A 17,440-nucleotide genomic window follows, 5' to 3' on the forward strand; every position below is an offset into this window, starting at 1 on the left:
AAAATAATAAGTCGGTTATAACGTGGGAGCCACGAGGCGGTAATACGAGGAAAACAGGAGAGAAAATGGGCCGCATTGCGGCCCATTGAGAAGGTTACTTTTTCGCTTCAGTCCATTTACCGTCGATAAAGAAGGCGGACCAGCCGGTCGCTTTACCCTCTTTCTCGGAGGAGACGTACTGTTGCTTGGTCTTACGACTAAAGCGTACCAGCGTTTTATTGCCTTCCGGATCCTGCTGCGGCGCATCGGCCAGATAGCGCAGCTTTTCAGGCAGACGATCGCGGAAGCGGTACAACTCTTCCACTAATGGCGCACGCGTCTCACGTGATTTCGGGAAGGTGTTTGCCGCCAGGAAAACGCCCGCCGCGCCATCGCGCAGGACGAAGTAAGCGTCGGACTTCTCGCATGGCAGTTCCGGTAAAGGCACCGGATCTTCCTTCGGCGGAGCCACTTCGCCATTACGCAGGATCTTACGCGTATTTTTACATTCGTCGTTGGTGCAAGCCATGTACTTACCAAAACGCCCCATTTTCAGGTGCATTTCAGAGCCGCATTTCTCACACTCCACGATAGGGCCGTCATAACCTTTGATACGGAACTCGCCCTCTTCAATCTCGTAGCCATCGCAGGTCGGGTTGTTGCCGCAGACATGCAGTTTACGCTTCGGATCGATAAGGTAGCTGTCCATCGCGGTGCCGCATTTCTGACAGCGACGTTTAGCGCGCAGCGCGTTGGTTTCGGCATCATCGCCTTCCAGCACGTTGAGAACTTCGTTTTCCGGTACCAGGTTGATAGTGGTTTTGCAACGTTCTTTCGGCGACAGCGCGTAGCCAGAGCAACCGAGGAATACCCCGGTGCTGGCAGTACGAATGCCCATTTTACGCCCGCAGGTCGGACAGTCGATGCTGGTCAGCACCATTGGGTTCGGCTGCATGCCGCCCTCTTCTGGATCCTTCTCAGCCGTTTGTAGCTGGGAGGTGAAATCGCCGAAGAAGTTATCCAGTACCTGTTTCCACTCGGCCTGATGATTAGCCACCTGATCGAGGCGGTCTTCCATCTGTGCGGTAAAATCGTAGTTCATCAGATCGCGGAAGTTCTCTTCCAGACGATCGGTGACGATTTCGCCCATCTTTTCAGCGTAAAAGCGACGGTTCTCGGCGCGTACATAGCCGCGGTCCTGGATGGTCGAAATGATCGACGCATAAGTAGACGGACGACCGATGCCGCGTTTTTCCAGCTCTTTCACCAGCGAGGCTTCGCTGAAACGCGCAGGCGGTTTGGTGAAGTGCTGCGCTGGGGTCAGTTCCACCAGGCTCAGGCTGTCGCCCTGATTGACCACCGGTAACGTACGGTCTTCATCGCCTTTACGCAGCGCTGGCATCACTTTCGTCCAGCCGTCAAAGCGCAGCGTACGACCGCGGGCTTTCAGTTTGAACTCTCCAGCCTGTACCGTCAGGGTGGTTGAGTCGTATTTTGCCGGCGTCATCTGACAGGCGACGAACTGACGCCAAATCAGTTGGTATAATTTCTGCGCATCGGCTTCCATGTCTTTCAGCGATTCCGCCATCACGTTCACGTCAGAAGGACGTATCGCTTCGTGCGCTTCCTGTGAATTTTCTTTGCTGGCGTACTGATTAGCGCTTTCAGGCAGATATTTTTTGCCAAAGTTGTCGCCGATATAGCCGCGAACCATGTTCAGCGCATCCTGACTCAGGTTGGTAGAGTCGGTACGCATGTAGGTAATATGGCCGGCTTCATACAAACGCTGGGCCATCATCATGGTTTTCTTCACGCCGAAGCCAAGACGGGTACTGGCGGCCTGCTGCAGCGTGGAGGTGATAAATGGCGCGCCCGGCTTGCTGCTGGTCGGCTTATCTTCGCGCTCCAGCACGCTATATCGCGCTTTTTCCAGCAGCGCGACGGCAGCCATGGTTTCGTCGCGGTTAACCGGACGGAACGGCTTGTCATTCTTGTGAGTTACCTGCAGCGGTAATGCATCGCCGCCCGGCGTGGTAGTACTGGCGTCGATCTCCCAGAACTCTTCCGGAACGAAGGCTTTAATTTCGCGTTCGCGTTCAACGACCAGACGGACTGCGACAGACTGCACGCGGCCAGCGGACAGACCGCGCGCAATTTTTTTCCACAGCAGTGGAGAAACCATATACCCCACCACACGGTCCATAAAGCGGCGCGCCTGCTGGGCATTAACACGATCGATATTCAGCTCGCCCGGCTTCTCAAAGGCCTGGCGAATCGCGTTTTTGGTGATTTCGTTGAACACCACGCGGCTGTAACGTTGCTCATCACCACCGATAACTTCCCGCAGGTGCCAGGCAATGGCTTCCCCTTCGCGGTCAAGGTCGGTTGCGAGATAGATGTGGTCGGCTTTTTCCGCCAACTGTTTGAGTTCTGAAACTACCTTTTCTTTACCCGGAAGTACTTCATAATGCGCATTCCAGTCATGCCATGGGTCCACGCCCATGCGGTTGACCAGAGCGCCACGTTCATCCTTTTTAGGCTTTTTAGCCCCTTTGGTGGAGGTAGAGTCGGCGCTCTTTTTGGAAGCTGAGCCACTGGTCGGCAAATCGCGGATATGACCGACGCTGGATTTCACCACGTAGTCATTACCCAGATACTTATTGATCGTTTTGGCTTTTGCCGGGGACTCAACGATAACGAGAGCTTTACCCATATTCACCTTTACCTAATTTAATTCATCCAGGAATACATCGCACATTGATTCACCATCCACAGCGACGTGCCTGATATGTTGCGGCCACGTCGATGGATATCAACCCTCTGCACGCCCAGTTTCACATCCATAAAACCAGATAGCTGAGTTTGCTGGCTTTTGCGAGCCAGGTTGCATAGCACGAAGAATTTTTGGCCGAATGTCAAGCAAATCTGTTGCCAGATCGCTGAAAGCGTCACACTGTACCTGATAAAATTCGTTACGCAACTTTATTAGCATGCAAAAGCCAACTCCGCCAGTAAAGTGATGTTTCTTAGCCGGTTACAATTACCCCTGCACAATCAATGGAAAATTTGCCCGTTGCCCTCTCGCGGCGTAGACTACCCGCGAAGAACTACAGGAGTCCGTTATGCAAGGTACAACCCAACCCATCGAACGCCAGGCGTTACTTGAAATTGCCAACCAACTCATTCGCGATCATGAAGATACGTTAGCCGGAATTGAAGCCACCAACGTCGTTCAGCGTAACGGGGTTTTGGTGTTCAGCGGCGAGTTTTATCTTGATGAACAAGGTTTACCGACGGCGAAGAGCACTGCCGTATTCAACATGTTCAAGTATCTCGCTCATGAGTTGTCAGATAAGTATCACCTGGTCGATTAATCGCCAGTCATTGATGGACCGGCTCTCGGCTTAAGCCAGCCAGAAACAGCAACGCGAGGTATCAGCCTCGCGTTGTTTTAATTACATATTACATTAACGGTTTTTGTCCACGCTGCCACCAGCGCAACAATAGACGGTCAGCGCTTTCCGCCGCGCTACCGGTAACGCGGTCGAGCAACTTCTTACGCTGCTGATAACGCACGCTAATGACTTCGTGGTTATCCATCATGCTCAACAGGAGTTCATCGCTGGTTTGTACCGCATCCGCCAGCCCTTTTTCCAACGCCTGCACGCCGTACCAATGTTCACCGGTCGCCACCTTTTCGATATCCAGCGACGGGCGCATCTGATACACGAAATCTTTAAAAAGCTGATGGGTTTCATTGAGATCTTCGCGGAATTTCTGCCGACCTTCCTCGGTATTTTCGCCCAACATGGTTAACGTGCGTTTATATTGCCCGGCGGTATGGAGTTCAATATCGATATCTTTGTTTTTCAGGAAACGATTGATGTTGGGGATCTGCGCCACTACGCCAATCGAGCCAAGAATAGCAAACGGCGCACAGACGATTTTGTTCGCCACACAGGCCATCATATAGCCGCCGCTGGCAGCGACCTTATCGACCGCAACCGTCAGCGGGATCTGTTTATCACGTAAGCGCTGCAGCTGCGAAGCTGCCAGACCATAACCGTGAACCACGCCGCCGGGGCTTTCCAGACGCACCACCACCTGGTCACGCGCCTTCGCCGAAGCCAGCACCGCCGTGATTTCTTCGCGCAGACCGCTTACCTCGTGGGCATCCATGCTGCCTTTAAAATCCAGCACCCAGATACGCGCCTTGCCGCTGGGTTCCGCGGTGCCCAATTTGGCCCGCGCTTTGGCCTCTTTGGCTTCCTGCTTATGCTTTTTCTTCTGCGCTTTATGCCAGAGTTTTTGCTGCGGGCCATCCAGCAGCGCCACCGCCAGCTCTTCTTTCATCTCCTTATATTGCTCGCTAAGATTCGTTACCCGCAGCTCGCCGCGCTGCTTCTTACGCTGAGTCAGATTAACGATTATGGCGGCGATAACCGCAATGGCGACGACGATAGTCGCAGCCTTGGCTAAAAATAAGCCGTATTGAGCAAGTAATTCCACGTTTTCACCTTGTGTAAAGCACTGACGTTGACGCACAGTGTACATCAGCCTTTATCATCAAGTCTCTGCGCTTTCCGTGCGCTGCGAGGCGCATTCCCGTTTTTTTTGTCGCAATGAAATCGTTGCAAGATATTAATTCTGCGAAGACTTTCCCTTTGACTGATTGCAATCATCAATCGTTTAAGGCATAAAGCGCAAAAGTAAGATACCGAATAAGATGTGGCCGTACGCAGGCCAGCAGAGGAGTCGCCGTGCATTATCAACCGCAATATCACCTACTTAAAGACCGTATCATTCTGGTCACCGGCGCCAGCGACGGCATCGGCCGCGAAGCCGCCCTCACCTATGCGCGCTACAGCGCAAGCGTAGTACTGGTCGGCCGTAATGAAGAAAAGCTGCGCGCCGTCGCGCAAGAAATTGAACAGGCCGGCGGCATTGCCGCGCGCTGGTTCACTCTCGACCTGTTGACATGCACGCCGCAGGAGTGCCAGCAGCTGGCGCAGAAAATCGCCATTCACTACCCGCGCCTTGACGGCGTACTGCACAACGCGGGCCTGCTCGGCGACGTATGTCCGATGGATCAGCAGGATCCTGAGGTATGGCAGCAGGTGATGCAGGTAAACGTTAACGGCACGTTTATGCTCACCCAGGCGCTTCTTCCTTTATTACTCAAGTCCGATTCCGGCTCGCTGGTGTTTACCTCTTCCAGCGTTGGCCGCCAGGGCCGCGCCAACTGGGGCGCCTACGCGGCCTCTAAATTCGCCACCGAAGGGATGATGCAGGTTCTGGCCGAAGAGTACCAAAGCCGTCATCTGCGGGTAAATTGTATCAATCCTGGCGGGACTCGCACCAAAATGCGCGCCAGCGCCTTCCCGACCGAAGATCCGCAAAAGCTGAAAACCCCCGCCGATATCATGCCGGTCTATTTATGGTTGATGGGCGACGATAGCCGGCGTAAAACCGGTATGACCTTTGATGCCCAGCCGGGGCGTAAACCAGGGATCTCCCAATGAGCGATCAACGCTACCGCGAGCGCCAGCAGCGGGTAAAAGACAAAGTCGATGCGCGGGTCGCCGCCGCCCAGCAAGAACGCGGGCTAATCATGGTCTTTACCGGTAACGGCAAAGGCAAAACGACTGCCGCCTTCGGTACCGTCACCCGCGCGGTTGGACACGGCAAAAAAGCCGGCGTGGTGCAGTTTATCAAAGGTACCTGGCCTAACGGCGAGCGCAATTTGCTGGAGCCGCACGGCGTGGAGTTTCAGGTCATGGCCACCGGCTTTACCTGGGATACGCAAAATCGCGACAGCGATACCGCCGCCTGCCTCGATGTCTGGCAGCACGGGCGCCGAATGCTGGCCGACGACAGCCTGGATCTGGTGCTGCTGGATGAACTGACCTACATGGTGGCCTATGATTATCTGCCGCTGGAAGAGGTGCTGACGGCGCTGCGCAACCGTCCAGCGCATCAAACGGTGATGATTACCGGTCGCGGCTGCCACCGCGAGATCATCGAGATAGCCGACACCGTCAGCGAGTTACGCCCGGTAAAACACGCCTTTGACGCCGGGGTTAAAGCGCAGATGGGGATTGATTACTAAGCGCCAGTCGGGCCAGGAGCTGGCTATTGAGCGGCAGACACAAACAGTCCTCGCCGAGCGCCAGTTGCTGGTCGAGGACGTTTTGCCGCGAAACAAAGCGTTTGCGATATTCGGTCGGCGTCAGTCCGCAGTATTTGTTAAAGGCGGCTATCAGGTATTTGTGCTCCTGAAAACCGCAGCTATGGCTGATTTCGGTGATCGGCGTACGCGTATCGCGTAGTAGATTACGAGCCTTATTCAGCCGTACCAGAGTCAGATACTCTTTAAAGTTGTAACGACTCACCCGCTTAAACAGCCGGGAAAACCACGAATAGCTCATCCCGCTGTGCTCGGCCACTTCGCTTAACGTCAGTGGCCGGTCGTAATGCAGATTAATATAATCGATGCCTTTTTTAATCATCGACTCTTCGCGTAGCGAACTCTCCTCCCGCTCCTGCGGCTCGCCTGCCGTCACCAATGCATCAAGCAGCAAATATATCGCTGCGATACGCTGGAATGGCGTACGGTTATCGACTAGCTGTTGCAGCAGCGCCGTGAGCCGCTGGCGCACCTGCCAATCCGCGTTCTGCGCAGTACGCCCGGCGGTGCACCATTCCAGCCGCGGAGAGGGATGCATTTCATCAAACAGACCCGGCGAAAACTGTACGGTAACCAGCTGGCTACCGGCCATCTCCGCGCTGAGTGAATGCACTTCCTCCGCGTTGATATACAACATATCGCCCTCGCGTAGTAGCCACTCCCGCTGGCCGACGGCCAGCGTAAAACCGCCATGAAGGACGGTGATAAGCTCCGGCGCCGGGTGCCAGTGAGGTTCGCAGTAGCGCACCTCAGCGGCAAAAACGTTGAGTTTCTCAGCGTCGAAGGCGATCAGCTCATAACCGCTACCGGTCGCCGGCTGCCCGCTTTGCGTTACCTGACGAGGATGCGTCACTGAAAACGGGAACACGGGTTACCTCCTGAACTTTTGTTATTGATGATCCGCCAGCACGGCATTGAGTTCATCGCGGTCGATATCCAGCGCCAGGAATTCAGTCAATGCAATGAGCAAACCACAGAACAGATCCGGCGCCAGGCGGATAAGCTTTTCACGTACCTGGTCTGGCGCTACGCCGCTTTTCGCCGAAATCAGCGCCACCACGCGGGCAAAGGCTTCCGGCTGTTGAATAAGCTGTTGGAGAGAATTGTCGTCGCGCAGCGGTACGTAGCGCGCAGGGCAATCAATCTCAACGCTTGCCGTTAATGGAAGATCGCGTGACGAGGCGCCCACGTAGATTTGCCACTGCCCTGGCGTCACCAGCCAATCCGCCAGCCCCGGATGATAGCAGGCTAAATCAGCGACGGGCAGCGCAAGCTCAACTCGACGCGTTTCCCCTGCCAGCAACGACACTTTGCTAAAGGCTTTCAGCGCGCGAACCTCGCGGATCAGCTCCCCTTTCGGGGCCGTAACATACAGCTGTACAATCTCCTTGCCCTCGCAATCGCCGATATTCGTTAAATCAAAGGCGACATGCAGGGTTTCGCCTTCGGCAAGCCGCGATGCGGAAAGCGCAAGATTGGCATAGCTGAATTGGGTATAGCTCAGGCCAAAGCCAAACGGGAAACGCGGCGAAAGAAGGCGTTTATCGTAATAGCGATAGCCGACAAATAGGCCCTCGCCATAGTGATGGCGCAGGTTTTCCCCCGGATACTGTAGCCAGGCAGGCGTCTCTTCGAGAGTATTTGGCACCGTGACGGTTAGCTTACCGCAGGGGTTGCGCTTACCGAAGAGAATTTCAGCCACGGCGCGCCCCATCCCCTGTCCGGCGAAGAAGGTTTCCAGCAGCGCCCGGCATTCGCCAAGCCATGGCATCACCACCGCGTCGCTGTTGGCCAGCACCACCACCACGTTTGGCTGTACCGCAGCGACCTCGCGGATCAGCCGTTCATGCGCGGGCAGAATATTCAGATCCTGGCGATCGCCATTCTCGCCATCCTCACCGACCGCCGTGCTGACAAAAACCACTGCTACGTCGGCGGCAGCGGCGACATCGCGCGCCTGCGCCAGAGCCTGCTTATCGCTTTGATTGTCGTCTGGCGCGCCCGGCGCCCACGAGACCTTAAAGTCATCCCCGGCAAGATCGAAAATCTCATCCAGCGGACGGTCAAGTAAATAGGGAACCGTGGTGGCGCAACCTGAGCCCTGTATCACCGGCTCCTGAGCGGGCTTACCGATCACCGCGATGCGCGGCGTTTTGTGTGGCTTCAGCGGCAGCAGGTTGTGTTCATTTTTCAGCAATACGATGGATTCTGCCGCTAAACGCTGCGATAACGCATGGTGTGCGGCGAAGTCAGCGCGCGTCTGCGGCCGGCGATGTCGTTGCACTTTATCGACCAGTTCAAGCATCCGCAAACAAGCCCGGTCTACCACCGGCATTGGAACCTCGCCGCAAGAGATTGCCGCCAGCAGGGTTTGTTTGTCCCGGCGGGTTTCCGGCATTGCCAGGTCGTTGCCGGCAAGCAGCGATGCCGGGCGATCTTTAATACCGTACCAGTCGGACATCACCAGACCGTCATACCCCCATTCATCACGCAATACCTGGGTCAGTAAGAACGGATCCTGCGATGTTTGAACGCCATTAAGACGGTTATAAGAAGACATCACCGTCCAGGGCTGGGATTTGGCGATCGCTCGTTGAAATCCGGCGAGATAGATTTCACGCAGCGCCCGCTCCTCAATAATCGAATCCATTTCGGTACGCCGGTACTCGGAGTTATTGGCGGCAAAATGTTTAAGGCTGGCGCCGACGCCTTCGGCCTGTAAGCCGTTAATCAGCGCCGCGGCGATATCCCCGCTAACGACCGGGTCCTCAGAATAGTATTCATAGCCGCGTCCAGCCAGCGGGGTGCGCCGAATGTTAATTCCCGGCCCCAATAAAATACCCACTCCCATCTGCTGACACTCGCGTCCCAGCGCTGCGCCCATTTCCTGCACCAGTTCAACATCCCAGCTACAGGCCAGACTGGAGCCATTCGGAAAACAGGTGGCCGGCAGCGAGGCGCTGAACAACGCTTCGCTGCCGCCCTTCGCTACAGGTTCGTCGGCGCTGGCCTGGTCGGCGGTTTGAGTTATCACCGAGATGAAGTCATCCATGCTCCACTTTTCATTGCCATCTATTTGCGCACTGCTATAGCGCACGCCGTACGTACCATCGGTCATCACGATATCGGGGATACCATGCTGCGGCAACGATGCCGTACGCCACAGGCCACTGCCGGTCAGCAGCGCCACTTTTTCCTCTACCGACATGGCGGCAATAAGGGTACTAAAATCGTTATTCATCTCTCTGACTCCTTGAGGTTAAAGCGCGCTTTGCTTACGCAGGCTGATTTTTTGCACGATATCGCGATAGGTATTTTCATCCAACGAGTAGCAGGCTACGAAGATGGCGCTGATAGCGAACATCGCGCCGGGGAAGAGCGTCATCAGAATATTGATGCCATTAATCGCATCGCTGGTCACATTACCCGCATCATAGTGATAGAGATCCAGCATCCAGCCCGCGCAACCGCCGCCAATCGCCATCGCAATTTTGGTGATGAAGTTAAAGAAACCGTAGATTGCGCCTTCAGAGCGTACGCCGTGATGCCATTCAGCATATTCGACAGTGTCGGCAATCATCGACCACATGGCGACAAAGCCCATACCTAATGTGATGCTGTAAAGACATACACCGCTCATTATCAGCCACAGGTTATTACCAGCGATGAAATATTGCATCAGCACCCCCAGCACGCCAATTAACAACGCCAGAAGCGCCATTTTCTTTTTTCCTATCAGCGCAATCACTTTCTCGGAAATGATGGTTCCAACGATATAAGCACCTGATTGAATCATGAAGAAAGTTGCGGTAAACCCTTCGCTGCCGATAATGTATTTAATAAAGTAAATGGCGATCGCCATCCAGACGGTATAGGCGATATAGAAAAATACGGTAAATAATGACAGATGAATTAGTGGAGCATTGCCTAATACCGCACGGAACATTTCACGAAGCGTCGGCGCATTCATTTCATCCTCTTCGCCAACTCGTTCTTTGGTCATGGCAAAACAGGCAAGAAACATAAAAGTCGCTAACAGCGCAAAGCAGGAAACGGCAAAGACATAGCCCATCTGTTTGTCGTTAAAGGGCGAAATCAGCCAGTCGGCGGTTGTGGAAACAATCAGATACCCGACAATCGCCAACACAAAGCGGTACACGGACAGCGACGAGCGCGAGGCTTCATGCTGCGTCAGGCGGTTGGTCAATGCTGAATAAGGCGTGTTAACCGCCGTATAGGCCAGGCAATAAATGGTATAGGAAGCCAGCGCGAAATAAAATTTAGCTTCCCCGCCAAATGGCACAAAACACAACACGGTTAAAAAACCTAACGGTATCGCACCATATAATAGCCAGGGACGCAGCTTGCCATATTTACTCTGCGTCTTATCAATTGCAAAACCAATCAAAATATTAAATATTGCATCAATCACCCGGGCGATCACAAAGATCAGGCTCGCCTGTACCGCGCTGATGCCATAAATATTTGTATAAAAAAACAGTAAGAATAACGAGACAAAACCGAACGATAAATTAGAGGCGAAATCACCTAAGCCATAGCCTATCTTTTCTTTTACGCCGATGACCACATAGCTTGCCGATAACTTTGTTGTTGTACTCATTGCGGGCTACCTGTTTTTGTAATCAGTGCCGACAGTATATGGCGACGCTAATAACATCACTTTGCGTTATTTGTCTGCGTAATTCCTGTTTCTTGTCTTTATGCAAAAGTGTGAAAAATGTCACAAGCGAAGGGAAAAAGAGGAGCGTTCCGGCGGGAACCGCCGGAACGTACAGCATTAGCCGTTGGTCTTGTTGCGAGTGCTGGAACGGCGGTTGCCGTTATTACCCTGGCGAGGATTGCCGCTGGTCTGGCTATGACGCTTGACGGCACGGCGAATCTGATTCGCTTTCATGCGACGGCGATCTTTCTCCACCGCCACTTTGCTTTCGGTTTCCGCCGGCAGCTCCACCAGTTCACGCAGATAGTTGGTTTGCGCCAGATCCAGTTCCGTCCAGCCGCCGCGCGGCAGGCCTTTCGGCAGCAGAATATCGCCGTAGCGTACGCGAATAAGACGGCTGACCTGAACGCCGACGGCTTCCCACAGGCGACGCACTTCGCGGTTGCGCCCTTCGGTCAAGGTGACGTTATACCATTGGTTGATCCCTTCACCGCCGGTGAACTTAATCGTTTTAAACGCTGCAGGGCCATCTTCTAACTGTACGCCACGCGCCAGTTGGCGCAGCTTGTCTTCATCAACCTGGCCGAAAACGCGAACGGCGTATTCACGCTCGACTTCGCGGCTCGGGTGCATCAAACGGTTCGCCAGTTCACCATCGGTGGTAAACAGCAGCAGGCCGCAGGTGTTCACATCAAGGCGACCCACCGCAATCCAGCGCGCGCCGCGCAGTTTCGGCAGACGGTCAAATACCGTCGGGCGCCCTTCCGGATCGTTACGGGTGCAGAGTTCGCCTTCTGGCTTGTAATAGGCCAATACGCGGCAAATCTGCTCGGCAGATTCTTTTACCGAAATAAGATGACCGTCGATACGAATTTTCAAACCAGGCACGATTTCTACGCGATCGCCGAGGGTTGCGACCTTACCATCCACGCTGACGCGGCCAGCTTCGATGATAGTTTCAATTTCACGGCGGGAGCCATGGCCAGCACGAGCCAGCACTTTCTGTAATTTCTCGCTCATAGAGCTTCCTTTAGGTGTCGCCTTCCCAGGCGTCTGATATGCTTTGGCGACAACAGGCCATTAAAACCACCAACCTGTTGTTATATAAATACTTTACACATTTTAAGGCGCCGTTCGTCAGCACTGTTAAACAGCGCGCGCGCCTGCGTGGGCGAACATACTACACTAACTTCAAAATGAATGCTTCACTGCGATACATTTCTCTGTCTATGGATTATCGCTCGCCGTCAATGAACTTGCCTTGAGGGGAAAGTGGGCAAATGGCGCCGGATGACTAAACAGGTATCCTTGCGCTTTCTGGCAACCGAGGTCGCGTAACTGCTCTTTTATCTCCTCATCTTCAATACCCTCAGCAACGACGGGCACCTTAAAACCCTGTGCCAGCACAATCAGCGATGCAATCACCGATTCCGCTTTGTCATCATCGGCGAATTGACAGATCAAACGGCGATCAATTTTGATGCTATCAAATGGCAGCGTATGTAAATAAGAGAGGCTGGATAAATTGACGCCAAAATCATCCAGCGCGACGGCAATACCATGGCGACGTAAATAAGCAATCATTCTGCTCATTCGGGTAGCATCGTTCATCAATAGCCGTTCGGTTATCTCAAGACAAATATTGCCCGTGACCAGCCCATTACGATAGATAACATCCATTAAATGCCAGGCAAAATCCTGTTGCAGGAGTTGAATCGCCGATACGTTGATATGCAGAATAAAGTTCGCCGGCGCCCCGCGGAGAATCATAGCGGACAGTTCCCGACAGGCCTCTTCAATAACCCAGCGCCCCAGCGGGATTATCAGCCCACTCTCTTCCGCCAGTGGGATGAAACGCTCGGGAGGAATTTCGCCTACCGTTTCGGAGCGCCAGCGAAGCAAACATTCTCCTTCCTGAAAAGCGCTTTGATCCTGCAAATCCACAATTGGCTGTAGCATCAGATGAAATTCATGTTGCTGGATCGCATCATGAAGATGCTCATGGAGTTGGATATTATAAAGCTCAGCCTCATGCATCTCGCCGCTGAAAAACGTCGCGACGCCGTTTCCCTGTTTCTGCGCATGGCGTAATGCAATCCATGCCTCACGCAACGTTTGTTCAATATTCTCTGCGTGGATCTCAGCCGTCACCAGGCCAATATTGCCGGTATAAACGTATTTGCTTGCCGTAGGAGACGCTTCATTATTGACGTCGATAAATAGTGAGGAGAGCAGTTCTCTGTAGCGCTGATGCTCTTTTGGCTGAGTTTGTCCTGGAAAAACCACGATAAGCTTATCTACTGTATCGCGGGCGATCAGCGTATTCGTCGGCAGTAAATTACGCAGGCGAAGAATATAATCGCTAATGAATTTTTCACCATACTCCGTACTTAAGGAATTGATAATAGCGTTCATATTACTGATATGCAGCAGCGCGAGCAGGTTTCTACCTTGATATAGCGATGTCTGACGCAGTAACCCCGTCCGCGAGAATAATCCGGTGGTTCTATCCTCTTCTATTTCGCGCCGTTGGGCGTCGAAACTTTCCGCCAGCTTATGCGATAGCGCCATAAATGTGGTTTCCAGAGAGGCTATTTCCGGGAAATGACGCTTATTATCTGGCGGCGTCCAGCGGTGCGTCGCAAGCTGATCCGCTTTACGGACAATATCCCGCAGCGGTTTTACCACCTTCGCCAGGCCACAGAAAACCACCAGCAGACCAAGTGTAAAAATCACAAACAGCATGCTCATGGTGATAGCTATATATTTAACGATGGTACGGGTAATCATTCTCGCTGGGCTAATCACAATCCCCGTCCAGTGCAGTATGTCATCACGGTCGGTGATTGGGAAAGCATCAACATAATATTCTTCTTTGCCGGAGCTAAAAAACTGCAATCCCGTGCGGTTATGCGTTTTTAAGGTGTGACTGGCTGCCACAACAACCGGTAAATGAGTGTTTTCAAGCGTTTGTAGATTCAACCGTGAGTGTTTTCCCCCAGCCAGCATATTTCGCGTCAATGATGGCACTGATGAAGAAATGAGCTCATTTTTTTCATTAACAATCAGCAGAATACTTTCCGGATGGGGTTTAAATTTTTCCAGGCTTTTATTTAGTTCGTTGAGGTGCAACTCGCTGGCGACGACGCCAACAAACTGTCCCTGGCGATTGAATGCCGGCGAGCTGAACGCAACGCCAATTTCATTTTCATATTCATAATCGCGAAAGGGTTTTGTCCAGTGCGAGCTCTGGTCTTTGGCAACCGCCGCATACCATTCGCGCTGCGTTGTTTGATAATCCGCTAGCACCGATTTTACCAATGAGTTCACCGTCAGGTGGCTATACGCCGTCAGATGGTGACCTGTTTGCGCATCTTTTACCGCAAGATAATCATTCGACTCGGCCTGGCCGCGCGCCACTTGAATAAAATCGCCATTGATCGCGCCAAATCCGACCAGATTGAGATAATGTTTGTTGCTGAAGACGTTATTGGTGGTATTGACCATTTCGCCGATCAGGCTGCGAACCGGGATCGCAGTACTGGATTGACGTCCGATCGCATGAACCAGTATCGCGTTCGATTGCGCGGGAACATCAATATAATCGTGGATGACTTCCTCGATATTGACTCTTTTCGCTCGCAGAATATCCTCACTCACCTCATCAAAAAAAGCATAACCTTCGTAGTAGAGAAAAGCATATGTCGTCAGCAGCACGACGAGAATTGTCGTGGCTAAGGTAAATATGATGGCCTGAGTTAGGGTGAACGGGTAACTGTTGACCGAAAGCTGTTTTTTTAATATTTGCATCGTTATTATCGCCGCTCGTCTTTGCCATCATTCCGGTTCAACAACGAAAAACCCATTGGCGACGTCAAAACTATCAAACGTTTTCGGCCGGGAATAATGATATCCCTGGGCCAAATCACAGCCCATCTCCTGCAGTTTTTCCGCCATTTCGCGCGTTTCAACGCCTTCGGCCACCAGCGGCACGGAAAAACTTCGCGCCAGCATTAACACCGAGGCAATAACCGCTTCGCTTTTTTTATCGTCTAGCACATTGCTAACAAACCCGCGGTCAATCTTCAGACAGTCAAACGGCAGTGAATGCAGATACGAGAGGCTGGAATAACCGGAACCAAAATCGTCAATCGCGACGCAAACGCCGAGGCGGCGTAAATAAGCCAGTATTTCGACAATCCGCCACGTGTCATGTAGCAAAACGCTTTCGGTGATTTCGAGGCAAATATTGCGGTTCATCAAATCATTAGCGTGAATTGACTCCAGCAGATGCTGAGCAAAATCAGGTTGCTGAAGCTGAATTGCCGAGATATTGACGTGCAGTTTAAAATCACGCGGCGCGCCGCGCGTGATAAACGCGGCAAGTTCACGACAGGCGGTTTCAATTATCCATTTCCCTAACGGCACAATCATGCCGGTGTGCTCGGCAAGGGCGATAAATTTGTCGGGCGGCACGAAACCCGACACATTTGATTGCCAGCGGATCAGGCATTCACCTTCTTTACAAGGCCGCTGCGATTCAAATGAAACGATCGGCTGCAAAACGAGATGGAAACCTTCCGAATGGAGATCGTCGCATAACGCCTGATGCAGACGCAGATTATTCACTTCCTCTTCACGCATGGCGGCCGTGAAAAGTTTACTCGTACCGCTACGCTGCATCTGGGCATGCTGTAAAGCCAGACTAACATTCATCAGACATTCGCCGATGTTCTCTGGGGTTAATGATTCAATCAACATGCCAATATGGCCAGTAAATATATGCGATTCGCCTGACATATCAGAAGCAGACATACGAAAAACAGAAGCAAGTAGCGCGCTGTACCAGTCGACATCCTTTTCGGCATACATGCCATCAAAAGCGATAATGAACAAGTCTTCTCGATCACGACAACATAGTGCCCCTTCAGGCAATATTTTGCGAATGCGTAAAGTAAACTGGTGAATAAACTGTCGGGCCTGAGTCGTACCGAGCACATTCTTAACCGAGTTGTAGTTGTTAACGTATACCATCGCCAGCATATTGCGATGACGGTACAGCGACTCACAATGCAGTAAACCGCTACGGGTTAAAAAACCGGTTTCGCTATCTTCTTCCAGTTTCCGGCGTTTAGATTCGAAAGTGTCTGGAATAATTGCATATAGGTTGCTCAATGCTGCATCCAACGAGGCTATTTCCGGAAATACTCGTTTAGTTGGTTTCTTCCACGGCATTAACCCCAGATGCACTTTATCTGTAACGTCTTTTAAGGCGCCGGTGAAATGAGAAATAATCATCAACAGAATCAACATCAGAATAAAAATAAACAGTGTCGTGGCGAAGGTCACAAGTAGACGCTGTTTATTCATTTCCGCCATTTCCCCATGCTGTGGTGCGATAAGTACCGCCTTCCAGTTCAGCAGATGTTGGCGGTCCTGCACGCTAAAGGCGGTCGCCAACAAAGACTCGTCCTCAGTACGCAAGGAAAATGACGTCGGCGACGGCTGCGCCGAGGTAAGCTTTGCTATCAGTTGGCGATCCTGCTGCCATTTATGTTGGTTGCCGGAACGCGCGACAATGCGATTGTTGTCATCGATAAGTAGAAGAGCATAGCTTTTATCCGGCAGGAGACTCTGTAAATAAGCGGTCATATCCGCAGGTGTGGCGCCGCTGGCGATCGCCCCGACGAAGCGGCCTTGTTTATCGTACACTGGCTGGTTCCAGCTCATGATCAAACTGCCGGTAAAGAGAGAGCGTTGCCAGAATCCGTGCGTATGCTGGCGAGCGCGGCGAAACTGCGGTAAATCAGCAACATTAAACGCGTTATTGACGTTGACAATATTGGTCTGCGGGCTTAACCCGCTGTATTTAACCAGGGAGTGATGATTATCGCGCTGGGTTCGCTGTAAATAAATTTGATTACTATGATTATCGCGAATAACAGCAATACTGGAGCCATTTTCCGCAAACCACGACAGGCTCTGGAAGGCGGGCATGGTTTTAAACGCGCTCGCCGTCAAATACACCATTTCAGGAACTAAAGTATCCTTATCGATGTTGTTACTTTCGCCCTGAATATATTGTAAAAATAGATTCGTTATTTGTCGTGGGCGATCGACAGCATCCTCAAGTTTAAGCTGAATAGACGTATACTGAGAACCAATAATTTTTTTATCAATGGCACTACTGACCTGACGCGACTGATAGTTAAACAGGCTGGTCAGGCTGACAACAATCAGCATTAACGCCAGCAGCGAAACAACCAGTACGCTTTTTACCAGGGTGATGGGATAGGTATTTGAGGTCAGCTTTGGCATATATTAACGGTATTTAATCACTATTATAAGATTATTATCACTGAATACCACCAGGGCTTAATGTATGACTTTACCCGCCAGATATAAGGTAACGGCAACACTGGAAAACATAAAAAAAATCAACAGTACTTTCTTCCTCTTAAACACGTCGGAGGGTTAAATAGTCAGCTTATACATAATGTTGAATTTCTTTCTGGAAGCAATATCAGTGAGTGATATCGTAAGCGGACTAATAATATAAAGAAGAAAGGAGCGACTCAATGCGGAAAGAATTT

11 protein-coding genes are annotated in these 17,440 nt (G+C 52.0%); 3 read left to right on the top strand and 8 right to left on the bottom strand.

Translation table 11 applies throughout. The annotated features are described in order from the left end of the window. Positions 1–94: 94 nt before the first annotated feature. Entirely contained in the window at positions 95–2,692 is a 2,598-nt protein-coding gene (gene topA, locus PGR79_RS02655; RefSeq protein ID WP_045393156.1) for a type I DNA topoisomerase, read from the bottom strand. A 409-nt stretch (positions 2,693–3,101) separates the two neighbouring features. On the opposite strand from topA, the gene PGR79_RS02660 reads away from it, so the two are divergent. Beyond that, the gene (locus tag PGR79_RS02660) at positions 3,102–3,353 is read left to right on the top strand and encodes a YciN family protein (RefSeq protein WP_015366222.1); all 252 of its coding nucleotides are present in this window, start codon (positions 3,102–3,104) and stop codon (positions 3,351–3,353) included. 88 nt (positions 3,354–3,441) lie between these two features. Here PGR79_RS02660 and sohB read toward each other — a convergent pair whose 3' ends face one another. Beyond that, complete coding sequence (sohB, locus tag PGR79_RS02665; protein ID WP_113373656.1) at positions 3,442–4,488, bottom strand: protease SohB; 1,047 nt, start codon at positions 4,486–4,488, stop codon at positions 3,442–3,444. A 251-nt stretch (positions 4,489–4,739) separates the two neighbouring features. Here sohB and PGR79_RS02670 point away from each other — a divergent pair, with 251 nt between their 5' ends. Further along, positions 4,740–5,501, top strand: coding sequence for a YciK family oxidoreductase (locus PGR79_RS02670; protein ID WP_087859373.1), 762 nt, complete (start codon positions 4,740–4,742; stop codon positions 5,499–5,501). Further along, a complete protein-coding gene (gene cobO, locus PGR79_RS02675; RefSeq protein WP_015366219.1) occupies positions 5,498–6,088 on the top strand; it encodes a cob(I)yrinic acid a,c-diamide adenosyltransferase in 591 nt (196 codons plus the stop codon). The genes PGR79_RS02670 and cobO overlap by 4 nt, the downstream gene beginning before the upstream one ends. On the opposite strand, the gene PGR79_RS02680 is transcribed toward cobO, so the two are convergent. From PGR79_RS02680 to PGR79_RS02705, 6 genes are all read right to left on the bottom strand, one after another. After that, positions 6,060–7,034 carry an AraC family transcriptional regulator gene (locus PGR79_RS02680; RefSeq protein WP_113373655.1) on the bottom strand — a complete coding sequence of 325 codons (975 nt, stop codon included), beginning with the start codon at positions 7,032–7,034 and terminating at the stop codon, positions 6,060–6,062. The two genes, cobO and PGR79_RS02680, sit on opposite strands and share 29 nt — an antisense overlap. A 21-nt stretch (positions 7,035–7,055) precedes the next feature. Further along, positions 7,056–9,407 (bottom strand): glycoside hydrolase family 3 C-terminal domain-containing protein, encoded by a 2,352-nt coding sequence (locus PGR79_RS02685; RefSeq protein ID WP_113373654.1) that lies wholly within the window; start codon positions 9,405–9,407, stop codon positions 7,056–7,058. An 18-nt stretch (positions 9,408–9,425) separates the two neighbouring features. Next, a complete protein-coding gene (locus PGR79_RS02690; RefSeq protein WP_087859370.1) occupies positions 9,426–10,787 on the bottom strand; it encodes an MFS transporter in 1,362 nt (453 codons plus the stop codon). Between the two features lie 177 nt (positions 10,788–10,964). Next, positions 10,965–11,867 carry a 23S rRNA pseudouridine(2605) synthase RluB gene (rluB, locus tag PGR79_RS02695; protein WP_045393170.1) on the bottom strand — a complete coding sequence of 301 codons (903 nt, stop codon included), beginning with the start codon at positions 11,865–11,867 and terminating at the stop codon, positions 10,965–10,967. 207 nt (positions 11,868–12,074) lie between these two features. Continuing rightward, positions 12,075–14,657, bottom strand: a complete 2,583-nt coding sequence (locus tag PGR79_RS02700) for an EAL domain-containing protein (protein ID WP_113373653.1) — start codon at positions 14,655–14,657, stop codon at positions 12,075–12,077. A gap of 27 nt (positions 14,658–14,684) precedes the next feature. Then, positions 14,685–17,165 (bottom strand): sensor domain-containing phosphodiesterase, encoded by a 2,481-nt coding sequence (locus PGR79_RS02705; RefSeq protein WP_113373652.1) that lies wholly within the window; start codon positions 17,163–17,165, stop codon positions 14,685–14,687. Positions 17,166–17,440: the final 275 nt, after the last annotated feature.

Origin of the sequence: Klebsiella sp. 141161 (assembly GCF_050600815.1) — a bacterium.
GTDB classification, from domain to species: Bacteria; Pseudomonadota; Gammaproteobacteria; order Enterobacterales; family Enterobacteriaceae; genus Klebsiella; species Klebsiella aerogenes.